The following is a 23707-nucleotide window of genomic DNA, read 5'->3' as shown; positions in this document are numbered from 1 at the left end:
CGCTCCGGTCACCGGCGCTCCGCTGGTAATCACCCTGTCGAACGGCCAGAGCATCACCATCCCGGTCGGTTCGAGCAGCGGTTCGATCAATTTCGTTACCCAGAACGACGCCCTTGCCGGCGGCGACAACCTGAGCGTCAAAATCGACGACGCCCAGGGCGGCAACTACGAAAAACTGGACATCGATGCCACTCCAGCGGACACCACCGTTACCGATGTGCAGGACTCGACCGGCCTGAGCCTGAGCGCTACCGATTCGGTTGCCGAAGGTGGTCAAATCACCTACACCGCAACCCTGACCAACGCCGCTGGCACTCCGGTCACCGTGACCCTGAGCAATGGCGCCGTAATCAACATCGCTGCCGGCGCCACCACTGGCACCGTCACCGTCGCAGCGCCAAAAGACGACGTCTACAAAGACGCCGGCAAAGTCGAAGTCAGCATCGACAACGCCACCGGTGGCAACTTCGAGAACCTCGTCCCGAGCACCACCCCAGCTGTCACCGACGTGACCGACACTGTCGACAACACCATCGTCAGCATCACCGGCAGCACCTCGGTCACCGAAGGCCAGGCCGCGACGTACACCGTCAGCCTGACGAACCCGGCGCAAACCGAAGTGACGCTCAAGATCGTCTACAGCGGTACCGCCGCCGACGGTACGGACTTCACCGGCGTCTACACCGTGAAGATTCCGGCCAATGCCACCAGCGCCACTTTCAACGTGGCGACGCTGGACGACAAGATCACCGAAGGTACCGAAAACTTCGTGGTCAAGATCGACTCGGCCACCGGCGGCAACTTCGAAAACCTGGCCGTCAGCGGCACCAACGGCAGCGTCAGTACCTCGATCATCGACAACGATGCACCGCCGGTACTGGACCTGGATGCCAACAACTCCAGCGGCAAGACCGGCGCCGATTACCAGGTGACCTTCACCGAAGGCACCACCGGTCCGGGCGTGTCCATCGGCGACACCGACCTGAAAATCACCGACCCGGACAGCACGATGCTGACCGGCGCCACCATCGTGCTGACCAACCGTCAGCCCGGCGATGCGCTGAACCTGGGTAACAGCGTCAACGGCATCAGCATCAACGCCAACAGCACCAACGGCACGGTCACCCTGACCCTGTCGGGCAATGCGACGCTGGCCGACTACATGCAGCAAATCAAGAACATCAGCTTCACCAACAGCAGCGACGACCCGAGCACCGTGCCGCGCATCATCACCGTGACGGTGACCGACGGCACAAACTACTCCAACACGGCCACCACCACCGTGAACGTGGTCGGGGTCAACGATGCGCCGGTCGCAACCGGTGGCGCGGTAACCGGTACCGAAGACACCTCGTTGATTCTTGGCTGGTCGACCTTTGGTGTCAGCGATGTGGACAGTTCGGCATCCAGCCTTGGGGTAAAAATCACCGGACTGCCCGCTGACGGCAAGTTGCAGTATCTGGACGGTGCAACGTGGAAGGACGTGGCCAACAACCAGACCTTCACCAAGGCCGACATCGACGCCGGCAAACTGCGCTTCACACCGGATACCCATGAGTCCGGCGCCAACGGCAACGCGAACGGCGTGGGCGATCAGAAATCCGATTACGCGCAGATCAAGTTCCAGCCAACCGACGGTCAGGCGCTGGGCACTACCGGCACCGTGAAGATCGACATCACGCCGGTCGCTGACGCACCAACCCTCAACGTAGCCGGGAACGCCGTGACCTCCACTGGTCTGGTCAAGGAAGTCTGGACCGGTCTGTCGGGCCTGGGCACCGATGGCAGCGGCGCGCCGTCCGGTACGCTGAAGTCGGTGATCGATGCCGCCGGAACCCCCAACAGCAGCACCACCGTGAACAACGTGCAGTCCGACAGCAACGTGAATCCGGGCACCGCGTCGAAAACCTCGGGCCTGATTTTCCTCGAAGCTGGCAAGACCTACACCTTCAGCGGTACCGGCGATGACAGCCTGTTGGTGACCATCGGTGGCAAGGATGTCGCGGGCATCACCTGGGGAGCGGGCGGCAAGCTCAATGGCTCGTTCACCCCGACCACCAGCGGCTACTACACCCTGGACATCTACCACCACAACCAGACCGGCCCGGGCAGCTATGACGTGAACCTGTCGGTCAACGGCAGCACCCCGACCGACCTGAGCAGTGCCGGCGTGCCGCTGTACACCGGCGTGGCTGATCTGGTGAATGCGGGCGTGACTGTTTCGGACCTGCACGGCACCAATGGTGAAGGCTACTACGACGGCTTCAAGCTCAACGAAGGCGCCGAAGGCGGCAGTGTGAACCTGTCGAAGATCACCACGGCGCTGACCGATACCGACGGCTCCGAAAGCCTGAGCGTGAAAATCGGCGGGATCCCGGAAGGCAGCGTGCTGAGCGACGGTGCCGGCCACACGGCGACCGTGGGCAGCAATGGCGAGGCCTCGGTCACCGGCTGGAATCTGGGCAGCCTGACCCTGACGCCACCGACCTACTACAACGGCCAGTTCAACCTGACCGTAACCTCGACTTCAACCGAAGCCCTCGGCGGCTCGGCAACCACCACGGCGCAGATTCCGGTCACGGTTCATCCGGCGGTCTACACCTCCGCCACCGCCACCTCTGGCAGTGACAACGTCACCGGCACCGACGGCAACGACATTGTGGTCGCCGACATCGGCGGGCTGACCGTCGTGCCGGGCGTCAACTACAACATCGCCTTCATGGTCGACAGCTCCGGCAGCATGAGCGCATCGTCCGTCACAGCCGCCAAGGACTCGTTGACGTCGGTGTTCAACACCCTCAAACAGAGCATGGGCGGCAACTCCGGGACGGTGAACATCTTCCTGGCGGACTTCGACAGCCAGGTGAATAAAACCGTATCGGTCAACCTCAATGATCCGAACGCCCTCGTGCTGCTCAAAAGCGTGCTGGACTCGATGGTGTCCGGCGGCGGCACCAACTACGAGGACGTGTTCAAGACCACGGCCAACTGGTTCAAGAGCAGCGAAGCGCTGAGCAACACCGGCGCGACCAACCTGACGTACTTCATCACCGACGGCCAGCCGACCTACTACCAGTCCGGCGAGCAGACGAACCCGACCTTGTATGGCGACGTGAAGCTCGACAGCCTCATCACGACAGCCAACTACAAGCTGGGCCAGACGTTCAGCGCCGACCTGGACAGCAAGCATCGCATCCAGGTCGACACGGACGGCAACGTCACGCTGCAGTCCTGGCACAAGTCCTGGGGCGGTTACTGGAGCAGTGAGGAGCTGGGCACTCTGCGCGCCCAAGGTGATGGTACCTACGAGTTGTCGTACCGCGACGGCACTGGCAGCAGCACCAGCTCGACCACCACCAGCAACTCCCTGAGCGCTTTCGCGCTGTTGAGTTCGGTGTCTGGCGTGGAAGCCATCGGCCTGAACAAAGGCGTGACGCTGGATGACCTGAAGGACTACGACTCGGACAAGACTCCGCAGACCAACATCGATCCCAAGAACCTGGCCGACTCCATCATCGGACACACCGAAGCGACCCTGCCGGGCGCTGACACAGTCAACGGGGCAGACGGCAATGACATCCTGTTCGGCGACCTGGTGAGCTTCAATGGCATCGCCGGCGAAGGTTATCAGTCCATTCAGGCCTTCGTGGCCCAGCAGAGCGGTGTGGAAGTCAGCAAAGTCACCACCAGCAACGTGCACCAGTACATCACCGAGCACTACAACGCTTTCGATGTGTCCGGTGCCAACGATGGCAATGACACACTGCTGGGCGGTGCCGGTAATGACATCATCTTCGGCCAGGGCGGCAACGACCTGCTCAACGGCGGCAAGGGCAATGACATCCTGCTCGGCGGCAAAGGCAACGACACGCTGATCGGCGGCCAGGGCAACGACACCCTGATCGGTGGTCTGGGTGGCGACACCTTTGTCTGGAAGTCCGGCGACACCGGCACCGACGTGATCAAGGACTTCAAGGCCAGCGAAGGTGACCGGATCGACCTGCGGGATCTGTTGCAGGGCGAAACCGGCAGCACCATCGACAACTTCCTGAAGATCAGCACGGTCGATGGCGTGTCGTCGCTGCAGGTCAGCACCTCCGGCAAGTTCAACGCGGGCGACGCCGCAGCGGCCACCCCTGATGTGACGATCAAGCTGGAAGGTAACAACTGGTCGAACATCAACCTGAACTCGTTGATCGCCGGCAGTGATCCGACCATCAAGGTCGATCACAACAACAGCTGACCGTGGCTTAACGGCCGCCCTTAGGGGCGGTCGTACCGGGCTGCATCCAGGATGACGATTTTGTCGCCACCCTCCATACTCGCGCACAGTTGGCCTATGCTGCCCAGCATGACGCCGCTTCATACATGAGGGATGCCCGATGTTTTATGTGCAACGCGATGCACAAGGCCTGCTGGTGCGCGTGGAAGCCACCGCTTATGCGGAGGCCACCGAAACCCTGCCGGCCGACAGCCACGAAATCCAGGACTGGTTCGCCAACCAGGCGGTAGAAAACAGCCTCAAGCAGCTCAAGCAGAGCGACCTGGAAATGATCCGGGTACTCGACGACTTGATCCAGGTGCTGACCAGCAAAGGCGTCATCCGCGTCACCGACCTGCCCCCCGCAGCCCAGGCCAAGCTGATGGACCGCAACCAGGCCCGGGAAGCCTTGGGCGGGTTGAGCCGGTTGATCGATGATGATGAGAAAGGGTTGATCTAAGCCTGGTTCATCGGTGTCGGGGCTGCCCTCATCGCGAGCAGGCTCGCTCCCACAGGGGGATGGGGTAAGTCGCAGATGTTGCCGTCACGCAGTTCTTATGTGGGAGTGGGCTTGCTCGCGAAAGCGGTGGGTCAGTTTGCGATGATGTTGGATGTGCCGACGCCTTCGCGAGCAAGCCCGCTCCCAATTGGATTTGTGTCAGGGCGCAATTTTCCATTCGCCAACAGATCTCTTGTGGGAGCGAGCCTGCTCGCGATGGCCATCTTCAATCCGCCACAGGCCTGTCAGTTCGACGTTTGAACCTCAAGCCGATCCATCGCCCGCTCCACCAACAAATGCACCCCGTCGGCCATTCGGCTGATCGCCAGGATCACGCTGCGGCGCGAGCCGTCGACGTCATCAGCCAGGTCGGCGGCGATGGCGCTGATGGACAGCAGGTCTTCGGAGGCATTGGCCAGTAGGGTTTCGGTGTCGATGTTCGGGGATACGATGAAGAGCTGGCCTGCTTGGGCCTCGTCGACGGGTTTGGGTTTGAGATAGTAGTCGAGAGCGCGCTCGGCGGCTTCGTCGAGTTTTTTTGCTTGCAGGGTTTCGACTCGGGATTTGGATGAGGGCTGTGGAGGGTTAGGCGTAGCTTTGAACATGGTTTGGGCTTCCTATTCAATTCAGAGCCGCCCTGGCTCGCTTGCACGCGATGAAGGGTGGCAGCTATGTGCGAGTGTGCAAGACCGAGTAAGACAACGCCCAAAAACCTCGGCAGACCCGAAGGTCTCCCGCACACAGCTGCCATAAAACATGAGCACGAATGCACGATAAGTGGCTGGTGATATTGTTGGGCGTCTTTCTAACCGGCTTGCACGCCGGTGTCACCGTTTTTTCAGTGACAAACCCAGACTAGCCACGGGGCAGACGCCGGACAAGTTCACCAAGTTCGCCACAACTCGAAGGAAATCTCCTAGGACCTGACTTTTAGAGGGGGTGTATATCCGTTTCTGCGGTAACGGCTACTGGCGGTTCCGCTCTTACAGCGGGTCACTTTCGAAAATCCGGAAGCCGGCCCAGGCGAAAGTAACCAAAGCGCTTTTGCCCCACCACTCGGCACCTCGCTTAGGCTCGGTGTGCCCGAACGAAGGCATTGCTCCGGGGGCCCGCCGCGAAGGGCCATCCATGGCCCAGCGCGGCTACCTCGGCATCCATGCCGAGGTGCCCCCTACACAATGCCTGCGTTCGGCCAGCGTGGTTAACGGGGCGTCCCAGATCAAAAGCTTGGCGAGGCGGCCTGACAGCCGACCTGTTTTTTGATGACCGCCTTCATCCTGTGGGAGCAAAGCTTGCTCGCGATGGCGGTGGTTCAGTTGATGAAGATGTTGGACGTGTCGGCCTCATCGCGAGCAAGCTTTGCTCCCACAGAGGATTAAAGGTTGTCGCGGATATTCCAGCCAACACAAAACAAATGTGGGAGCGAGCCTGCTCGCGATGGCGGCGTATCAGTCAACATTGATGTCAACTGAACCACCGCTATCGCGAGCAGGCTCCCTCCCACAGGTTTCTGTGCGCTGATCACTCCCTCGAGGGAATGATCAGCAACAGTCAATCAAACATTCGGGCAAGGCACCGGTGCCCAGTCACCCAGGTCCGGGTTTTTGCACATGCTGTTGACCTGGCTGGTGCCGGCGCTGGCGACCTGCTTGCTTTCATCCTGCTTGGCCTTGGCGGTCTGCAGGGTTTTCTCGGTGGTTACCGCTTCTTTCGGCACGGTTGGCAACACCGGTTTTTTCGCCGGTTTCACCGCTTTTTTGGTCTTGGTCGAAGCCACAACCGGCTTGGTTTCGGCGGTCGCCACGGTCACCACGTCAGTACGCTGCACACCCACTTGTTGCAGATCTTTTTCATAGGCCTGGGTGTAGTTATTCAGGTCTTCGGCGGCTTTGCCGTTGACCGCGACGATCAGGTCGTTGGACTCTTTCAGGCCGGAGACGATTTCTGCCAGGCGCTTGCGGCCTTCAGTTTCGTTGACGGTCTTGGCCTTGCGGTCGGCCACCAGCTTGGTGAACGCGCTCTGGTAGCACTGCTGCGAAGCCTTGGCGTACGCGGTGCTGCGATCGATATCGGCGGCGCTTTTGTTGACGTCAGCGGCGTAGGAGGCGATGCGCTGGTTGTCATCGGCGATCTGCTTCTGACGCTCGGTGTAGTAACCGGTTGCGCCACCGGCCAAGGCACCACCGGCGGCACCGATGGCGGCGTTGCGGCCACGGTTTTCCGAATCGGTCAGCGCACCCAACAGGGCACCACCAACCGCACCGACGGCTGCGCCGGTGAGTACCGATTTGGTCATGTTCCCCTCGGTGGAGCGCAAGTGCTGCACCGGCTCGTAGCAGTTAGGGTAGTACTCGACCTTGGTGCTCGACGCGACCTTGGAAGTCGGCGACGTAGCGCAGCCGGTCAGTACGGTGCTGAAGCCGACAGCGGCCATCAGCAGGTGACGCTTGGAAACCGAAGCAAAAGGTTTACGGGAGAAAAGCATGATTGTGTTCTCTTTTTAAGTGTTGACCAGCTCAGCACGGCCCACCGCCGTCTGAGTCCCTTCCAAGCTCGCTGACAATCAACGATCAAGACCGCTGACTGCTCGATGCGAGCAGTTCCTTCAATATCGCCGCCGGGTCGGCTCGTTTTTGCTGACGATACTGACCGACATGGCGAACGAATAACGTTGCGCGCGCCACCAGGCTCTTGCCCAGCACCGGCTTGCGCTCCAATTCCTCCTTGATGCGTTGAAACTGCGCCTGGATCACGGCATCGGTGTAACGCGTGCCGGTGGCCAGGTTGTCGATGTAAATCGCCACGGCACCCTCGAGCGCGCTGCGGCCGTTGTTGATGGCCGTGGCGAACAGCTTGGCGCTGGCCTCGTCCTTGGCGTCCAAGGCCTGCTGGCGACTGTTCTGCAAATTGGTCAGGCGAATGTTGTAGTTATTGATGGTCTCGACCACCAGAGCCGCCGACTGGATCAGGTTGCCTGCCGCTTCCTCGCGCTGCTGGGCGATGAGCGAGACGTTGCGCTTGAGCTCTTCGTTGACCAGCCCCAGCTCGGCCTGCAGGCGTGGGTCGACACTGGCGGCGATGATGCTGTCCAGGCGCTTGGTCGGGTCTTCAGCTTCATCGATAGCATCGGTCAGGGATGCGAGGCGGCCTTCCTTCTCCCATTGGGCGAACAGCTCTTTGTAACGCGAACGCGGCGCCAACAACGCCCCGACCGCCACGCGGAACCCGGTGGTTTCGTTGCTTTGCTCGGTGCCGTCGGCGGCGAACAACGGATACTCACGGCGCATCCCCGTGAACAGCGTGCCTTCGCCTTCCAGGTAGTTACCGCCCTTGACCACGAAGCCACCGTAGGCGCCCTGGCGGCGACCGGCATGCACCAGTTGGAAGGACTCCTGAACCATCTCGGCGGCGTTGCCGATCACGTCGAACAAACCGATGGGGTTCGGCAGTTTGATCCCGACGGGCATCAGCCGCGCCGCCTGGCCGGTGCCGCCAGCGACCTGATTGAACACCGCCCAGTCGGCCAGTGGCCCGTCGCTTTCACTGCCTTCCAGACGTCGGGGAAACAAGCGCCCCTCCAGGTCCTGGCGGCTGACGGCTTGCCCGCCACGGGCGGCGAATTCCCACTCGACTTCGGTGGGCAAACGCACGAAGCCCAGCCCACCGTCCTCGGCGGAGCTGCCGCGACCGCTCACCGGCAGCAGATCCTTGTGGTATTTCATCAGCCAGGCGCTATACACCGCCGCAAAACGTTCGGCCTCGAACTTGGACAGTTTCACCTTGGGCAAACGCCCGGCCATGCCTTGGGGCAGCTCGGTTTTGAGGGTCTCGCAGGCCGGCGCGGGTTCGCCGCTAGCCAACGACTGCGCCTGGGCCATGACCTGGGCGTATTGGCGAGCGGTGACCTCGTATTTGCCGATGAAGTACAGCATCGGTTTGAGCGGGGTCTTGGCGTCAGCCTTGGGCATCAACGGCGCGATGGTTTTGTTCCAGTCCTTGGGCAGGTCCTTGAGGGTGAACTGGCCGTTGATGAAGTCCCGACGATAACCGGAAATGAACGACTGCTTATAGCCGGCCTCGCCCTCGCTGAACGGGTAGCCAAGGCTGATCTCCCGATCATCCAGGGTGCCTTGGGCGAGGATGTAGACGTAACGGAACACCATTTGCCCTTCGCACGGCAGCGGCAGGCTGACGTCACCGGGCAGCGGTTTGGGGTTGTCCAGTTTGTCGGTGCTTTCGTCGGCCCAGGTTAAACCGGCCAGGCTCAGCGCCACGGCGGCGCCCAATAACTTATACATCGCGAATTCCTTCACACGCCTGGATGCGCGCCACCCGCCAGCCACCACAGGCCGCCGCCACGGCGCTGACGCCGAGCACGGCCACCAGGGCCAAGGTGTAGTGACGCGGCAACAGATGGCTGGCGTACTCGCCCGGCAACTGCGCAAATAAATAATTGAGGCCCGACTGCGCCAGGCCATACAGCCCGGCACTCAACAAGGCCGCCAGTGCGGCGCTGTAGAGCGCCTGCAACACCACGAACAACAACAGCGCCGCCGTAGAAACCCCCAGCAGGCGCAACACCGACAGTTCCCGGCGCTTACGCTCGACCGCCGCCAGGGCACCGGCAAAAATCGCCGCGAACGCTCCCGCCAACGCCAACCCAGCGATGATCCAGAACACGATCGACAGGTTGCGGCTCAGCGATTGCACCTGTGCGATGGTCTGGGCCTGGGTGGACACCAGCAGGTTCTGCGCCGCGAAATACTCGCGCAGCGGCTCCACATCACCCAGGCTGCGGGCGTACAGGCGAAACGCCGGGTAGACCCGCTGCGCGCTCTGTCCCACCGCGTCGCCCGGCCAGCCGAATGCGGGCACGGCGCGACCGTCGCGGTAATCCTCGGCCGCTTCCAGCAGCGCCAGCGGCGCGAACAAACCATCCCGGGCAAAGGCTTGCAGCGGCAGTACGTGCAACACCTGCACGCGCGTGCGCTGCGCCTCGCTACGACCGGCCACCTGCCGAGCGAAACTGGCCTGCAGCCAATCACCGGCCCTGGCGCCGAGCTTTTCGGCGGCGGTGTGGCTGAGCACCACTTGATCCAGCCCTTGCGGCACCGGCAGGCGCTCAAACAAAGGATCATTGGCCGCCGTGGGGATCATCTCGACGGTGACGGGCTCAGCCTCGCGGCTCAAATCCGCAGTGGCCGCAATCTGCCGCGTGCGGGCCAGGGCAAACGCCACGTCGTTGCGCCGGCCCAATTGCTCGACGAACTCAGCGCTGAACCGGCCGCCGCCCAGCGGGATGATTTCCCGGGTAGCCGGGTCATTCTCGAGGCGCTCGGTGAGGCTGCTGACCAGACCGAATTTCAGGCCGAACAACACCAGCAACGGCGCGACCACCGCCACCAGCGCCAGCACCGAACAGGCCGACAGCCAGGCATCGTTGCGGTAATCCTGCCAAGCCAGGGAAGCCACCAGCGCGCCGCGCATCAGCAAGCCTCCCCAAGGGTTGCGGTGACACCACCATCGGCGTCGCGACGACAACTGATGCGCCGCACCTGCAAACCGCTGGCGCGGGCCAGTGACTCATCGTGGGTGGCGACCACACAACACACACCGTGATCGCGGGCCTGGGCCACCAGCAACTGCATGACCCGCTCAGCGTTCAGTGGGTCGAGGGCTGCGGTGGGTTCATCCGCCAGCAACAGGCGCGGCCCATGCGCCAAGGCGCGGGCGCAACTGACCCGCTGGCGCTGGCCGACGGACAAATCCGCCGGCTTCTTGCCCAGTTGGTCGGCGATGTCCAGTTGACCGACCAGGCGCGTGACGCTGCCGTCATCCGCCATGCCAAGCAGTTTGCGCGACAACTCGATGTTGCCGCGCACGTCCAGAAAACCCAGCAAACCACCGGTTTGCAGCACATAACCCAAATGCCGGCTGCGCAGGTCCGCCAAGGCGCCCTGCTGCCCCGCACGCCACAGCGCGGCGATGTCCAACGGCGTGTTGGCCGGTGTGAAGTCAAACTGCCCGGCCTGATCCGGCGCCAGCACCAAGGCCAGCAGATCCAGCAAAGTGCTCTTGCCGCAACCGCTGGGGCCGACCACCGCCAGTTGTTCGCCGGCACGCAATTGCAGCCGTGGAATCACCAGGCTGTAGCGCTGGCTGCCGACGCCCCGGCTTTTGTGTACGGCGCTCATATTCAGCATCACGGCAGCGTCGACAATGGAACGCGGTACAGGGCATCGCCCGGCTCGGCATCGCCGAACCGCACCCAGTTGGCCAGATCGTTGTGGAAGGTCTCGTAGAGGCGGATTTTCGAATCCAGCTCGTCGATGAAATCTTCCTGCTCGGCCACGCTCAGGGACAGCCACAAATCCTGGGTCATGTTCAGCGACTTGCTGCGGTACGGCAGCCCTTCGAGGTACTCACCGAGAATCCCACCGTCAGCCAGGTTGCCGCCCTTGCGCAACGCCGAAGGATCGCGGCTCATGTAGGCACTGGCGCTGGCGATTTCCTGGAAGAAATCCTTGGGCGAAGTCTGGGTCTTGCGCGCCGCATCGACGATCAGCTTCAGCGACTGCTGCAAGTCGTTGAGTTGCAGTTTGGTCAGCATCACGCACACCTGGAACGCCGGCAGCGCCGGGTTGGTCAGGTCACGGTCGGCGGTCCAGGCGCTGACCAATTGCGGGGCCTGGCTGGCGGATTTGCGCCCCAAAAAGTCCATGTGCATCGCGTAGCCCACCGCCGCCGATTTATCGCTCAGGCTCGGCGCCGCGCCCAACTGCGGCACGCTTTGCGGTTTGTTGCTGCGCACCTGGTGCACCAGGTCGGCGAACACCGAGCCGATCTCGTCGACGCGCTCACCCAACTTGCGCACATCGGCGCCCGGCACCGGAATGTACAGGTCACCGATCTGCGGGTTGGCGTCGGCGGTCAGGGTGCGATATTGGCTCTGCGCACCGCCGTGGGTTTTCTTGCCAGCGTCGCTGAGCAGGTGGAGGGCGTAGATCTTGATCTGTTTACCCAGCGCCGCCTGCCGCACTTCGGCTTCGTTCATTTGCGTGGCGGCAAACGGATCGTTCTTGCGCAGGGCGCCAGCGTCGGTGACCAACAGAATCAAGCGCCCGCCATAACCGGACCAGTCCATGCCCTCCACCGCCTCCATGACGCCGGCAAACGCATCCTCGTTGAACGAATGACTCGACACCGTGGACGCCTTGACCTGTCGCGCCATCTCCATGAAGCGTTGCGGGTCGCGGCCCTGCTCCAAGGTGATCAGGGTCTTGGCGACGTATTCCAGGCCGGGGGTTTTCTGGGTGCTGCTGCGAAAACCCACCATGCCGAAGCTGACACTGTCCAGCTCGCCACGCTCGGCGATGCGGCTTTGCAGTTCGTGGACCACGTCGCGAACCTGATCGATGTAGGGTTGCATCGACACAGTGGTGTCCACCACCAGCACCACTGCGGTACGGAACGCGTCGGCGTTGGCGTTGGCGGTGCTGATCGGCGTGTTGGTGGTAGCCCTCGGCGTATTGCCAGGGTCGATGGACGCCACGTTCAGCAACTGCACCGGCTGGCCGGTCTCGTCGAAGCTTTCGCGGGAATCGAAGATCGGCAACAGATAGAACTGATTCTGCGGCACAGCGCTGGCGGCCGGTTCCAGGGCCAGCACTTGCTGATTGTCTTCTCGGTTCTGCTGGGCCTTGAGCAAGACATTCCTGGCCGCTGAAGGGTCGGCCAGCAGCTTTTCCACTTCGCCGGGCTGGCGCAGGAACATTACCGGCGCACGACCGGAACGCTCGGTGAACTTGAGCACCAGGCTTTGCTTCCAGTCGCTGACCTGCGTGGCCGGCAACCAACCGTCGCTGCGCCCGTCCGTGGCCGCGCCGACCCGCAACCAGGGGCTGCCATCGAGGTCTTTGCGCTCATACACGTAGAGCACGGAAAACGCCGGCAACGCCTTGCCCGGCGCAGCGCCCGCTTCTTCAGTGAGCTTGGCGCCCGGTTTGCTCAGCACTCGCTGGAACAGGGTTTTCTTGCCAGCCATCAACAATGGACGCTGGCCGCCATCGGCCTGCGTTGCCACAGGCGGTTTTGCCGGGGGCACATCTGGAGTTTTCACCGGCGGTGGATTTACCGGCGGCGTCGAGACAATCGGCGGCTTCGTGGCTTCTCCACCATCGCCCGACAGCCACCAATAAGCCCCACCCCCCAACGCCAGCGCAACGGCCACCGCAACGGCGGCCAGGGCGAACAGCGGAGTCTTGGGCTGCGACGAAACGCTAGGGCGTTGAGTCGGGTTCACCGGCGGCGGGGTTGGCTTGGGCTGGGATTGCGGCTGTGCCGGCCCTGTCGGAATATCGATGGACACCGGAGTCAATCCAGCCAGGTCAGCGCCGCTCGGTGGCGTCGATACGGGCAGCGGCAACGGCCGGATCAGCGTCGCTTGCGCCGATTCCTCAGGCAGATTGTCCAGCGCCCGCAAGAGAGCCGCTGCATCCGGGAAACGCTCCGCCGGGTCTTTGGCCAGCAGTTTGCGCAGTACGTCCTGGTAATGACCGTGATGCACCGGCAACTCCGGCAGCGGTTCGGTCAAGTGCGCCAGGGCCGTGGACAGCGCGTCGTTGCCGGTATACGGCAGTTTGCCGACAAGGATTTCGTAGAGCACCACGCCCAGGGCATACAGGTCGGCCCGACCGTCGATGTCTTGCCCACGGGCCTGTTCCGGGCTCATGTAGCTGGGCGTGCCGACGGCGAAACCGGCCTGGGTGAATTGGGTGCGGTCGTCCAGGGACTTGGCGATGCCGAAGTCCGAGAGCACCGCCGTACCGTCAGCGCGGAACAGGATGTTGGCCGGCTTGACGTCACGGTGCACCAGACCCAAGCCATGGGCGTAGCCCAGGGCCGAGGCAATCTGGCGGATGTAGATCAGGCCCTGCTCCGGCGACAGGCCGGCGGCGATGCGCTCCTTGAGCGTGCCGTTGGGCAGGTATTCCATCGCCATGTAATACAGCTCACCGACGTTGCCGATGTCATGGATGGTGACCGTGTGCGGGTGGGACAGACGCGCCAGGGTCTTGCCTTCGCGCAGGAAGCGCTCGCAGAACGTCGGGTCGGCAGCCAACGCGGCCGCCATGACTTTCAACGCCACCTTGCGCTCCAGGGAACGCTGGGTCGCCAGGTAGACGCTGGCCATCGCGCCTTCACCGATCGGCCCTTCGATGTCGTAGCCAGGGATGACAATGTTCAAGGTCAAGCTCATGACGGCACCTTCACGACAACCACGGTGATGTTGTCCGGCGCGCCACGCATCAGGCCCAGGGACACCAGGCTACTGGCGATCTCGCCGGGATCATCGTGGTTCAGGACTTCACGGATTTCATCGTCCTCGACGGTCTTGGTCAGCCCGTCGCTGCACAGCAGGTAACTGTCGCCGGGCACCAGCAGCAGCTCGACCATCGCCAGATTCAGTTGCGCCTCGACCCCGATGGCACGGGTGACGATGTTGGCCCGTGGATGCACCCGGGCTTCGGCCTCGCTGAGCAGGCCACTGTCCTGCAGGTCCTGGACGTAGCTGTGATCGCGGGAGATGCTGTCGAGCTTGCCGTCGCGCAGGCGATACAAACGACTGTCACCGGCCCACAGGCACATGCCGCGCAGGTCCCGCGTAACCAGCACCACCACAGTGCTGCCCATCATGGTCACGCCACGGTTGGCGGTTTCTTCACGCACGGCGGCGTTGACCCGCAGCAAGTCGCTGTGCAGCGCGGCGACGTATTCGTCCAGCGAGCGGCCCGCGGCAATGCCGCGCAGGCTGTCGACGATCAGGCTGCTGACGTAGTCGCCCGCCGCGTGCCCACCCATGCCATCGGCGACCACCCACAGGCCGTTTTCCGGCAGTTCCAGGCACGCGTCTTCGTTGACCTGGCGAACCATGCCGACATGGCTCTTGCTTGCAGACTTGAAGGCTTTCCCAGCACTTGGACGCATCTACACAACACCTTCTTGGCCGAGCAAAAATTGCGCAAAATCAGCGGCGGCCGGCAAACCCTGGCAGCGCATCAGACCGGGCGCGATACGTTCCGAACCCTGGCCCCACCACACGCTCACGCCTTCGCAGGCCGCTTCGGCCAGGGCGCTCATGCGCCGCTGCGGGTCGGTGGCATCGAAGCGATGCAGGCTGGCAAAGCGGCTGCTCGGCGTGCGCGGCAGGTACATAGGGCTGCCGAGGGTCTCCAACTGTTCGTTGAACGCCTCGAAACTGGCCTCCACACTCAACGTGCTCAGCAACAGGTTCTCCACCCGCTCAAACCACTCGTCCGCACCGCCCACCACGGACGCCGGGTCCGCGTCGGGCTCCAGCAACACCGCGACGGTCAGCGGAAAATAGCGGCCGACCCGATCGATACTCGGCATCACCACGCCCACGGCGGCGTCGGGCCCACAGACCCCGGGCGCGACCATGAAGCGCCACAGCGGGCTGACCAGATAGGCATCCAGCCAACGCTCGCCCAGGCCGGTCTGGCTGGCGAGCAATCCCGCCGCCAGCCACGAATCCCACGGGCCGATAAAACTCTGGGGCAAGCCCCGGCTGACGAAGTCCCCGCGGCTGGCCAACTTTCCATAGAAGCCCGCTGTACTCATAGACGCTCCGGCAGGCTGAAGCCGCTGAGCACGCGGCTCTTGAACGGGTTGAAGGCACTGTTGGCCCGCAGCTCGTAAGAGGCGCTGGCGCCGTCGACCCGCAGCCGCAGGTTGAAGCGGTCTGGCGAGTTGCCGGCGGTCAGGTCCGATTGTTCCAACAGGCGGAACCAAGCCCACGGGCCGTCCAGAGTGATACCGGAGCGCCCATTGGCCGAGGGCGGCAGGATCGAGATCCGTACCACGCCGATGCTGCCGGGGTTGGGCCACTGCATGGCGGTCGGACGACTCGGGCCGTGGTCGTAGCTCAGTTGCTGGCCGTCGAGGTCGAGCAAAAACTGGGTGATGGTCGAGTCCATCGCCACCGGCTTGAGCTCGAAGCGCACCATCGGCTGGGTGCCGCCGGAACGGAAAAACGCATCGCGGATGGTGGCCGCACGCTGGAAGGTTTGCAGCACGCCAGGGGCGATACCGAGCTTCTGTGCCGCACCCGGCTGCCAGCGCCAGGCCGGAGTCGAGGTGTCGACGTAGGGCTGCAGGTATTTGCGGAAGTAGTTGTCCATCACCCCGCCGACGCCGAAGAACTGACCGAAGTCGTCCAGGGTTGCGTCCCGCGCACTGCCCGGCGACATGGGATAACGACCGGCCAGGGACTGGCGGTAGATGTTCACCACTTCGCTGGTCCAGGCGGCGTTCAGTTGATTGCGCACCCCGCCCATCATGCTGTTGGTGGTGGAGTTGACCACCGATTTGACCAGGCCTTGCACCAGCGGCGGCTGGCGTTCGGCGTTGAGGCTGACCCTTGTGGCAGCAGCCTGGGCCTGGTTCTTGGCTTCGCCGAGCAGGGCGTCGCCGCTGGCGCCGACCATGGCGCTGACCTGCACGTACAAGGCATTCATGTCGGCGAGCAGGCCATCGATAGCCGCCGGTTCGCCTTCGTTTTTGCTGACGATGCTGTTGAGCTCGGCGAAATGCGCAGTGACCGGGTCAACGCTGGCCTGGGGTGCGTTTTGTGCCGCCTGCTCCTGGCCGAGCAAGCTGCCCAGGCGCTCCTTGAGCTTGTCCACACCGCCTTCGACCTGCTCGCCTTGGGCCGCCAGCAAGCGTTCCTCCTGCTGTAGGTCGGTCTCTTTCGCCACCGCCACCAGCAGTTTTTTCAACGGCGAACTTGGCCCGGACAGAACCCGCAAGACATCGGCGGCCTGAGCCACGCTGGTGATCGGCACAAAGTCGATGTCGGCCAGCAAGGCGTCCCATTGGCGCTGATAGTCCTGGAAATACAGGCGGCGCACTTCGGCGGCCAGGCTGGCGACGTCCTGCTGCCCGGCCTCGTCGCGCCCCAACACCCATTGCTCTTCAGCCAGCGTTCCAGCCTGGTTCAGGCTGGTGAGCAAAAAGCCCTGGCGGTAGCCCTTGACCGTGAAGAACCCGCTCAGTGGCTCGCCCAAGGGTTTGCCGCTCTTGCGGCTGAACACCAGCGCAGCGTCGCGCCCGGCGGCTTCGTTGAGGCGAAAATCGGCGATGCCCTCGGGCAGTTTCTGGCGCTTGACCCGGTCATAGACGCGCTGGGCCACGGGCAGTTGCTGCAACTGCCGGCGCAGGTCTTCGATCAAGCGCGGGTCCAGGCGGGCGGTGGGCGGACGACGCTCGAACAGCGCCTGCAAATGCTCGCCCAGGGCCAGACGTTGATCGGCCGGCAGGTCACGCGGCAGGCTGCGGTCCCAATCCAGAGCAACCCAGGCCTTGATGAAGTCGGCATCGTAGTGCTCGTTGTCAGCGAGCATCAGGTAGGCCTTCAATCCTTCATAGAGGAAATCCGAACTGCCGCCGCTGTGCAGTTGCTCTTCGATACGCGTCAGCAAGCGTGGCGCGAACACGGCGATCAGCAGCTTGCGATAGACACTGCCGGACTCGGCTTCGAGCATGTCGCCTTGATACAGACCCAGGCCCTCGGCCCAATCGGGCGCGTCGTCGGCCAGGTGCTTCACGGCGTTGAGCAATGGCAATACGGCGAGGACATCGCGTTGTGCCGGACTGAGGCTCTGCACGGCCTGACCCAGCGGCGCGACTTTCTGATCGACCTGGGTGATGTACGCCTGGTTGGCCCGATAGCTGATCCACCACAACGTCGAAACCACCAGCACCAAAGCCACGGTCGAGGCCAATACGCCCCGGGCGATCCACTTGCGCCGACGCTCGACCTTGGGATCGACGCCCACCAACCCACGCTCGGCGAACGCCACGGCGGTGAAGAGTTTTTCGATGAAGTAACTGCGCCCGGTGCCGGTCTGGCGTGCCAGGTGCTGACGGTCCAGATTCATGCTCTGGGCCATGGAACCGATCAAGCGATCGATCGGGCTGCCTTCCTGGGTGCCGCTGGTGAAATACACCCCGCGCAGCAGCACACGCTCTTCGAAGGCATTGGGTTTGAACACGCCTTCGAGGAAACTTTGCAGACAATCTTTCAGCGCGCCGAACTGCTGCGGGAAACCGTAGATCAAGTCCCGCCGCGCCGGGTCGCGCTCTTGCTGCAAGCGTTCCACCAGGCGGTCGTTGAGGCGCTGCTCAAGGCCGGCGAATTCGCTTTGCAGATGCGCCAACGGGCTGTCGTTGCTCTTGCCATCGTCCAGGGCGAAGGTCATGCCCCAGACCTGGGCGCGCTCTTCCTTGCTCAGGCTGTCGAAGAACTCCATGAACCCGGGGACCAGGTCGAGCTTGGTCAGCATCAGGTAGATCGGGAAGCGTACGCCCAGTTGGGTGTACAACTCCTGGATGCGCAAGCGAATCGCCGCAGCATGAGCCGCGCGCTCGGCGTCGCTGCCCAGCAGCAGGTCCGACAGACTGATGGCAATGAACGCACCGTCAATCGGGCGACGGGCGCGTTGTTTTTTCAGCAGCCCGAGAAAGCCCAGCCACGCGGCCTTGTCGACGGTCGCGTCACTGTCCTGAGTGGTGTAGCGGCCAGCGGTGTCGAGCAGCACCGCCTGGTCGGTAAACCACCAATCGCAGTTGCGCGTGCCGCCCACGCCGCGTACCGCGCCGGCGCCCAGTTGCGCGGCCAACGGGAAATGCAGCCCGGAGTTGACCAGCGCAGTGGTCTTGCCCGAACCCGGCGGGCCGATGATCACGTACCACGGCAGTTCGTAGAGGTTGCGGCGCTCGTCCCCACCCAGCTTGGCTTTCTTCAACAGCGCCAAGGCTTCGTCCATGCGCTGGCGCAGGGTTTCGAGTTCTTCGGCCGTCGCGATGCTGGTAGGGTCGGGTGGGGTTTGCGCGGCCAGGCTGCGCATGACTTCGGCGGCCTGCCGGCGCGCCTGGATGATGCGAAACACCCGATAGGCGATCCACACCGCAAACACCAGGATGATCAACGCCCAACGACGACCTTCGGGCACCAGCCAGTCCAGCAACGGGCCGACGAACCAGATGATCAAGCTCAGGGCGATCAGCCCCAGCAGCGGGATGACCCAGCGGATCATAAAACTGAAAAACGCCTTCACTCGACCCCCTCCGCCAATACTGTGATTTCAACCCGACGATTGCGCGCACGCCCCTCTGCGGTGGCGTTGGAAGCCAACGGCTCGGTGTCGCTGCGGCCTTCGGCGCTGAAGCGCTCGGCCTGGCCGGTCTTGGCCGAAAGGATTTGCAGCACCGACTTGGCCCGCGCTTCGGACAACGCCCAGTTGGATGGGAACCTGAGGGTGGCAATCGGGCGATTGTCGCTGTGGCCGGTCACCAGGACCTGGCCCTTGACCTTGCGAATGGCATCGGCGATGCGCAGCATCAGCGGCTCCAGATCATCGGAGATGCTGGCGCTGCCCGAGGCGAACAGTTCATCGCCACGGATGGTCACCACCGAGCGATCCACGGCATCTTCCACCGCGACCCGACCGGCCCGGATTTCATCGGCCAGGAAACCGGCCAGGCGTGGTCGTTCGATCACTTTGGGCTGCACCACGGGGCGGTCGATGGCCTGCACCGGGATTTCTCCCAGGGCATGGATGTTCTTGAACACCGGCTCGGCATCGGAAGCCAGTTTCATGCGCAGACCGAACAGCAGCGCCAGCAACAAGGCCGCGCCGATGGCCACGGCGATCCACGGCGGCATGAATTGCGCCAGCCGATCCCGGGCCACGGTAACGCCGCGCCAGTGCGGCGACAGCTCACGTTCGTAGTCGCCACGGGCGCTGCGGATCACCGCGCTGGTGCGCTCGCGCAAGGCTTCCAGTTGGCTGCGCCCGTCGTTCATCACCCGGTAGCGCCCTTCGAAACCCAGGCACATGCACAGGTACAGAAGCTCCAGCAGGTACAAGCGCTCCCGTGGGCTTTGCAGGCAATGCTCCAGAAGCTGGAACACCTTCTCGCCGCCCCAGGCTTCGTTGTGCACGGTGATCAGCAGGCTCTGTTTGCCCCAGTCGCTGGTGCCGCCCCAGGGGGTACTCAACACGGCTTCATCCAGGGCGGTGCACAGGGCGTAACGAGCCAGCAGCACGTCATTGCGCACCACGCCGGCGGCTTCGGCGCGCTCCTCGAATTGACGCAGGTACGCCAACAGCTGCGCCCGCAGGCTGGCCGGAGCCGGATGGGCAATGGTGTTGCGCAGGCGCGTCAACAGCGCCAGCAGCGGACCGGCCGCGCTTTCCAGCGGGTTGAGGCCTTGGGCCTTACCGGTCAGGACCGGGGCGGCCGGCATCGACAGCGGTGCGGGCGCCGGCTGTGGACGACCAGGGTCCGGACGGCCAGAGTCCGGGCGGAATGGGTCGGCGCCACGGCCACCGGGCGTCGGCATGAACTGAGTACGATCGTCGTTGCCCATCGCGGTTTATCCTCGGATCGCCCAGAAAGCCAGATTCAGCCCCGGGAACTGGCCGGCGATGTGGAACGCGAACCCGCCGGAGTTGCTCAATTGCTGCCAGTGATCGCTACCGCGGTCGAGTTCGTAGTAAGTGGAGCCGGCGTGATACGGAAGCTGGCGTGGCGCCACCGGCAACGGCAGCAGGCCGATGCCCGGCAACTGCAGGTTGACCAGATCGCGAATGTGCTCCACCGAACCGACCTTGCTCTGCTGGCCGAAGCGACCGCGCAGGGTTTCGGCTGGGACATCGGCACGCACCACCAGGATGAAACTGGCGCTCTCGAGCAGGGTTTTGTCGGCCAGCATCGCCACGTGGATGCCGTAGGCTTTCTCGACAATCGGAATCGGCGTGGCCTTGCTGTCGATCAGCATCGACAGGGCCTCACGCAGGGCTTGCATGACCGGCGCGTAGCTGAGCGCCAAGTCATCGTGCTGGTATTGCGGATACTCCTGCGGCCGACGCCCCGAAGCGGTGAAGGTCGAGAACTCACCGGCCAGGCTGACCAGCTCGCTGTAGAACCGTTCGGGGTGCAACGGGCTCAACTGGCTCAGGTGCTGGATCAGCGGCTGTGCGCGGTTGACCAATTGCAGCAGCATGAAATCGGCGATCTCCGAGGCGCCCCCGGCACCGGACGCCACCACCCGCCCGGCGAGGGCTTCGCCGCGTTGATGGAGCAGGCCCAACAGTTCGCTGCGAAACGCGGCCAACGGTTTGGAGGCGGCCACATCCAGCAGCGGCGGGATGTAGCTGTCGTCCAGCACCAGGGCGCGGTCGGCGCGTTTCTCCTTGATGCGTACCAGGCCGATGGCGGCGTAGTCACTGATGCCGTCCTGCGCGGTCAACAGGCGCAAGGCCCGCGAACCCAAGGCAACCGGCGCACGGTTCTCGAACGGTGCGTTATCGTCACGCACTTCGCACACTTGGCTCACGTAGCGCGCAGCGCCGAGGGCTTCACCTTCGTCAACGGTGTCACGCGCACCGGCACGCTTGAGCGGCAAAGCCAGGTACACCAGACCATCGCGCAGGTTGTCATCGACGTTCAGCGCAGGCGGCGCCAAGTCATCCTCGGGGATGTTGAACGGTGTGCCGTCCGGCAGCAGGCCCCGCGCCGAAACGATCGCCAGCTTGCCCTGGGCCAGCAGGCCCTGGTCGATCAGCAATTGGGAAAAACCCCAGGCGCCGGCCGACAGCGGACGGCTACGGGCGTCGATGAGGTTTTCCAGGTAACGGTCATGCTGCTGGAAGTGCTGCGTTCCAATGAACATGCCTTCCGACCAGACCACGCGATTGTTCCAGGACATGGGGGCTCCGATTGCTTATTGGGCAGGGCTGGATGGGGGAACGACGACGGCGCTGCGCACGGCGCGCACGTCGAGGCTGATCTGGTATTCGGTGTATTGGCGCGGCGGGACATTCATCACCGTGCGCCACAGTGACCGGTCCAGTTCGCGATAGCCCACCAGCACGCCGATATGGCGGGTAGCCGGATCGAGATCGCGTTGCAGGCTCAACTGCTGACCGGGCTGGACCAGCACTTCGTCCTGATCGATCAGGTCGGCGCCGAGGGTCGCCTGGGCCCGTTCGGCCAGGGCGAAATAATCGGAGCGGGCGAAGGTGGCGGCGTTTTTCAGTTCGAAAATTCGCACCCGGACCGGCGCCGGATGGCCGGTGGCGCCGGGGTTGAGGCCGGCAATGGCGTGAAAGTGCAGTTCGACGGCGGCGGTGTCAGCCTCTTCGGACTGTGGATCGGCCGCATCCTTGGCGCATGCCGTCAGCAGAAGCACGGTGGCGACTGCGAGTAAAAACCTGAAAATCATCCTGCGTCCTCAATGACGTTTGAGCTATCCGTTGATTGCTTTTAAAAGTGTTATAGGCGGCGCTGTCGCGCGCTGTGCTCTTCGTAGGCGCGACTGAATTCGCGTCCGAACAGGTCCTGGAAATCCTCCTGGGCTTCCCGGGAAATGTTGCTGTAGAGCTCGGTGAATTGCTGCCAGTACTGAGCCTGTCGCGAGCCGTTGAAAATGCTCGACAGGCCCGCGGGTTTGCCCATGCGCTCTTCCAGTTGCGCCGGCTCAAAGCGCGCCAGCAAATGCTTGATGGCCGCTTCCACGCCGGCCATCACTGCCAGTTGGTGAGCGCGCAGGTCGTCGAAGCTGTCACGCACCGCCACATCCGGCGCCATGAACGCCTGGTTGCCATGGCGCAGCAGCAACAACATGGCCTCCTCGACATTGGGGGCGAACTTCAGCGGGTTGTTTTCCACCGGCTGGATCATCGTTTGCTGAATGCGGAACTCGCCCTTGAGGCTGCTGCGGGCACGCAGGACATCGATCAAGCCTTCGACCATCAGCCGATAGCTGCGCCCGATGCTTTCCATCTGCGCCTCGGCCTGGGCCTGGTCCAGGCGCAACTGATCCAGCCCGGCGCCGCGCAGGAAGGCTTGCAACAGGTCGGGTTGGGCGGCGTCGAGCGGCTTGGGCGGCGTGGCCGGGGTTTGAACGCTGGTCACCGGCGCCTCGCGCAGCGGCGCAGGTTCGGCGGTGGCGTGGACCTGAGGCGGGGGTGTCGGCACCGGCTCTACGACAGGCGGCTCTACGACAGGCCGCTCGACAACGGGCGGTGGCGCAACCGGTGGCGCAGCGACAGGAGTCGGAGCAACTGCCACGGGCGCGGGCTTGTCGCTGAACGGGTCCCAGTCCTCCGGTATCACCGAGGCCGAGGCCTGCGCCACAGGCTCGATCACCGGCGGCGGGCTGGGAGGAGCAATGGGCGTCGGTGGACGGAAATCATGCTGTTGGGCCGGCACATGGTCAGGCTGGGTGGCCGGCGGGACGCTGCCCGGGCTCAGGAAGTCGAACAGGTCGGGCAAGGTGTCCATGGCCGAGGCGCCCTGGAAATGGGCCGGGGGAGCCACGGGCATCGGCGTAGGTGTATTCAAGCCGGCACCCTGATGTCCCATCAAGGCTTCGAAGCTGCTGGGCGCCTCAGCGAACGGATTGCTGTCGGAGACTGGCAGGTTGAAATCCACCCGCGCCTGGATTTCATAATCGCCAATGCGGATAACTTCGCCGTCTTGCAGCGGCTCACTGTTGCCCTTGCGCAAACGGACACCGGCCTTGACCAATTCCACACCATTAGTGCTGTTATCGGTTAAGTAATAACGTCCATCTTTGTATTGAATAACGCAATGTTTGCCGGAAACCAGGCGCTCAGGGTCCGGTAATACCCAGTCATTATCGGAATTACGGCCAATTGCCATCACTCCCTGGTCCATGGACTTCTCAGAACACTGGCCCGGGGTAATCTTGTGATAACTAGTGATAGTCAAACACAGCGCCATCTTGCCTCCTTGCTGAACACTTGCGCATGCGATCGAGTGCCGGGATCTACGCCCGAACGACTCGCCGACAAACCTTTGCAACCGACTGCGAAACGGCTTTTTGCCAGCATGAT

14 protein-coding genes and 1 pseudogene are annotated in these 23707 nt (G+C 63.4%); 2 read left to right on the top strand and 13 right to left on the bottom strand.

The features are described 5' to 3' along the window. Window positions 1-4243: pseudogene (locus PSEUDOMOFG3G_RS24915) on the top strand (LapA family giant adhesin); the annotation flags it as partial. 139 nt (window positions 4244-4382) lie between these two features. Beyond that, window positions 4383-4721, top strand: a complete 339-nt coding sequence (locus PSEUDOMOFG3G_RS24910; protein ID WP_047230543.1) for a hypothetical protein — start codon at window positions 4383-4385, stop codon at window positions 4719-4721. A gap of 284 nt (window positions 4722-5005) precedes the next feature. Here PSEUDOMOFG3G_RS24910 and PSEUDOMOFG3G_RS24905 read toward each other — a convergent pair whose 3' ends face one another. From PSEUDOMOFG3G_RS24905 to tagH, 13 genes are all read right to left on the bottom strand, one after another. Next, on the bottom strand, window positions 5006-5365 hold the full coding sequence (locus tag PSEUDOMOFG3G_RS24905) for a DUF6124 family protein (RefSeq protein WP_047230544.1): 360 nt from the start codon (window positions 5363-5365) through the stop codon (window positions 5006-5008). A gap of 950 nt (window positions 5366-6315) precedes the next feature. Next, window positions 6316-7245, bottom strand: a complete 930-nt coding sequence (gene tagQ, locus PSEUDOMOFG3G_RS24900) for a type VI secretion system-associated lipoprotein TagQ (protein ID WP_139048777.1) — start codon at window positions 7243-7245, stop codon at window positions 6316-6318. An 85-nt stretch (window positions 7246-7330) separates the two neighbouring features. Further along, window positions 7331-9058 (bottom strand): SUMF1/EgtB/PvdO family nonheme iron enzyme, encoded by a 1728-nt coding sequence (locus PSEUDOMOFG3G_RS24895; protein WP_139048776.1) that lies wholly within the window; start codon window positions 9056-9058, stop codon window positions 7331-7333. Next, on the bottom strand, window positions 9051-10247 hold the full coding sequence (locus tag PSEUDOMOFG3G_RS24890) for an FtsX-like permease family protein (protein ID WP_139048775.1): 1197 nt from the start codon (window positions 10245-10247) through the stop codon (window positions 9051-9053). Before PSEUDOMOFG3G_RS24890 ends, PSEUDOMOFG3G_RS24895 begins: the two co-directional genes overlap by 8 nt. Then, entirely contained in the window at window positions 10247-10963 is a 717-nt protein-coding gene (locus tag PSEUDOMOFG3G_RS24885) for an ABC transporter ATP-binding protein (protein WP_139048778.1), read from the bottom strand. The genes PSEUDOMOFG3G_RS24890 and PSEUDOMOFG3G_RS24885 overlap by 1 nt, the downstream gene beginning before the upstream one ends. Next, complete coding sequence (locus PSEUDOMOFG3G_RS24880) at window positions 10963-14019, bottom strand: serine/threonine-protein kinase (RefSeq protein WP_139048774.1); 3057 nt, start codon at window positions 14017-14019, stop codon at window positions 10963-10965. The genes PSEUDOMOFG3G_RS24885 and PSEUDOMOFG3G_RS24880 overlap by 1 nt, the downstream gene beginning before the upstream one ends. Next, a complete protein-coding gene (locus PSEUDOMOFG3G_RS24875; RefSeq protein WP_139048773.1) occupies window positions 14016-14747 on the bottom strand; it encodes a PP2C family serine/threonine-protein phosphatase in 732 nt (243 codons plus the stop codon). Before PSEUDOMOFG3G_RS24875 ends, PSEUDOMOFG3G_RS24880 begins: the two co-directional genes overlap by 4 nt. Beyond that, complete coding sequence (gene tagF / locus PSEUDOMOFG3G_RS24870; protein WP_076383101.1) at window positions 14748-15401, bottom strand: type VI secretion system-associated protein TagF; 654 nt, start codon at window positions 15399-15401, stop codon at window positions 14748-14750. Then, entirely contained in the window at window positions 15398-18898 is a 3501-nt protein-coding gene (gene tssM / locus PSEUDOMOFG3G_RS24865) for a type VI secretion system membrane subunit TssM (protein WP_076383102.1), read from the bottom strand. Before tssM ends, tagF begins: the two co-directional genes overlap by 4 nt. Continuing rightward, complete coding sequence (locus tag PSEUDOMOFG3G_RS24860; protein ID WP_139048772.1) at window positions 18895-20214, bottom strand: DotU family type VI secretion system protein; 1320 nt, start codon at window positions 20212-20214, stop codon at window positions 18895-18897. Before PSEUDOMOFG3G_RS24860 ends, tssM begins: the two co-directional genes overlap by 4 nt. Window positions 20215-20220: 6 nt before the next feature. Then, window positions 20221-21555, bottom strand: coding sequence for a type VI secretion system baseplate subunit TssK (gene tssK / locus PSEUDOMOFG3G_RS24855; protein WP_047226777.1), 1335 nt, complete (start codon window positions 21553-21555; stop codon window positions 20221-20223). Window positions 21556-21570: 15 nt separating this feature from the next. Then, window positions 21571-22071, bottom strand: a complete 501-nt coding sequence (tssJ, locus tag PSEUDOMOFG3G_RS24850; protein ID WP_047226776.1) for a type VI secretion system lipoprotein TssJ — start codon at window positions 22069-22071, stop codon at window positions 21571-21573. 50 nt (window positions 22072-22121) lie between these two features. Further along, the gene (gene tagH / locus PSEUDOMOFG3G_RS24845; RefSeq protein WP_139048771.1) at window positions 22122-23594 is read right to left on the bottom strand and encodes a type VI secretion system-associated FHA domain protein TagH; all 1473 of its coding nucleotides are present in this window, start codon (window positions 23592-23594) and stop codon (window positions 22122-22124) included. Between the last annotated feature and the right edge of the window lie 113 nt (window positions 23595-23707).

It is taken from the genome of Pseudomonas sp. FG-3G (assembly GCF_901007645.1).
GTDB classification, from domain to species: Bacteria; Pseudomonadota; Gammaproteobacteria; order Pseudomonadales; family Pseudomonadaceae; genus Aquipseudomonas; species Aquipseudomonas rhizophila.
The sequence above is the reverse complement of the archived record's forward strand: the minus strand, read 5'-3'. Positions and strand labels throughout refer to the sequence as shown.

What these genes read in the sequence shown, in the direction of transcription:
- PSEUDOMOFG3G_RS24910 (WP_047230543.1), top strand. Translation starts at nt 4,383, where the DNA reads ATGTTTTATGTGCAACGCGATGCACAAGGCCTGCTGGTGCGCGTGGAA.
- PSEUDOMOFG3G_RS24905 (WP_047230544.1), bottom strand. Translation starts at nt 5,365, where the DNA reads ATGTTCAAAGCTACGCCTAACCCTCCACAGCCCTCATCCAAATCCCGA.
- tagQ (WP_139048777.1), bottom strand. Translation starts at nt 7,245, where the DNA reads ATGCTTTTCTCCCGTAAACCTTTTGCTTCGGTTTCCAAGCGTCACCTG.
- PSEUDOMOFG3G_RS24895 (WP_139048776.1), bottom strand. Translation starts at nt 9,058, where the DNA reads ATGTATAAGTTATTGGGCGCCGCCGTGGCGCTGAGCCTGGCCGGTTTA.
- PSEUDOMOFG3G_RS24890 (WP_139048775.1), bottom strand. Translation starts at nt 10,247, where the DNA reads ATGCGCGGCGCGCTGGTGGCTTCCCTGGCTTGGCAGGATTACCGCAAC.
- PSEUDOMOFG3G_RS24885 (WP_139048778.1), bottom strand. Translation starts at nt 10,963, where the DNA reads ATGCTGAATATGAGCGCCGTACACAAAAGCCGGGGCGTCGGCAGCCAG.
- PSEUDOMOFG3G_RS24880 (WP_139048774.1), bottom strand. Translation starts at nt 14,019, where the DNA reads ATGAGCTTGACCTTGAACATTGTCATCCCTGGCTACGACATCGAAGGG.
- PSEUDOMOFG3G_RS24875 (WP_139048773.1), bottom strand. Translation starts at nt 14,747, where the DNA reads ATGCGTCCAAGTGCTGGGAAAGCCTTCAAGTCTGCAAGCAAGAGCCAT.
- tagF (WP_076383101.1), bottom strand. Translation starts at nt 15,401, where the DNA reads ATGAGTACAGCGGGCTTCTATGGAAAGTTGGCCAGCCGCGGGGACTTC.
- PSEUDOMOFG3G_RS24860 (WP_139048772.1), bottom strand. Translation starts at nt 20,214, where the DNA reads ATGGGCAACGACGATCGTACTCAGTTCATGCCGACGCCCGGTGGCCGT.
- tssK (WP_047226777.1), bottom strand. Translation starts at nt 21,555, where the DNA reads ATGTCCTGGAACAATCGCGTGGTCTGGTCGGAAGGCATGTTCATTGGA.
- tssJ (WP_047226776.1), bottom strand. Translation starts at nt 22,071, where the DNA reads ATGATTTTCAGGTTTTTACTCGCAGTCGCCACCGTGCTTCTGCTGACG.
- tagH (WP_139048771.1), bottom strand. Translation starts at nt 23,594, where the DNA reads ATGGCGCTGTGTTTGACTATCACTAGTTATCACAAGATTACCCCGGGC.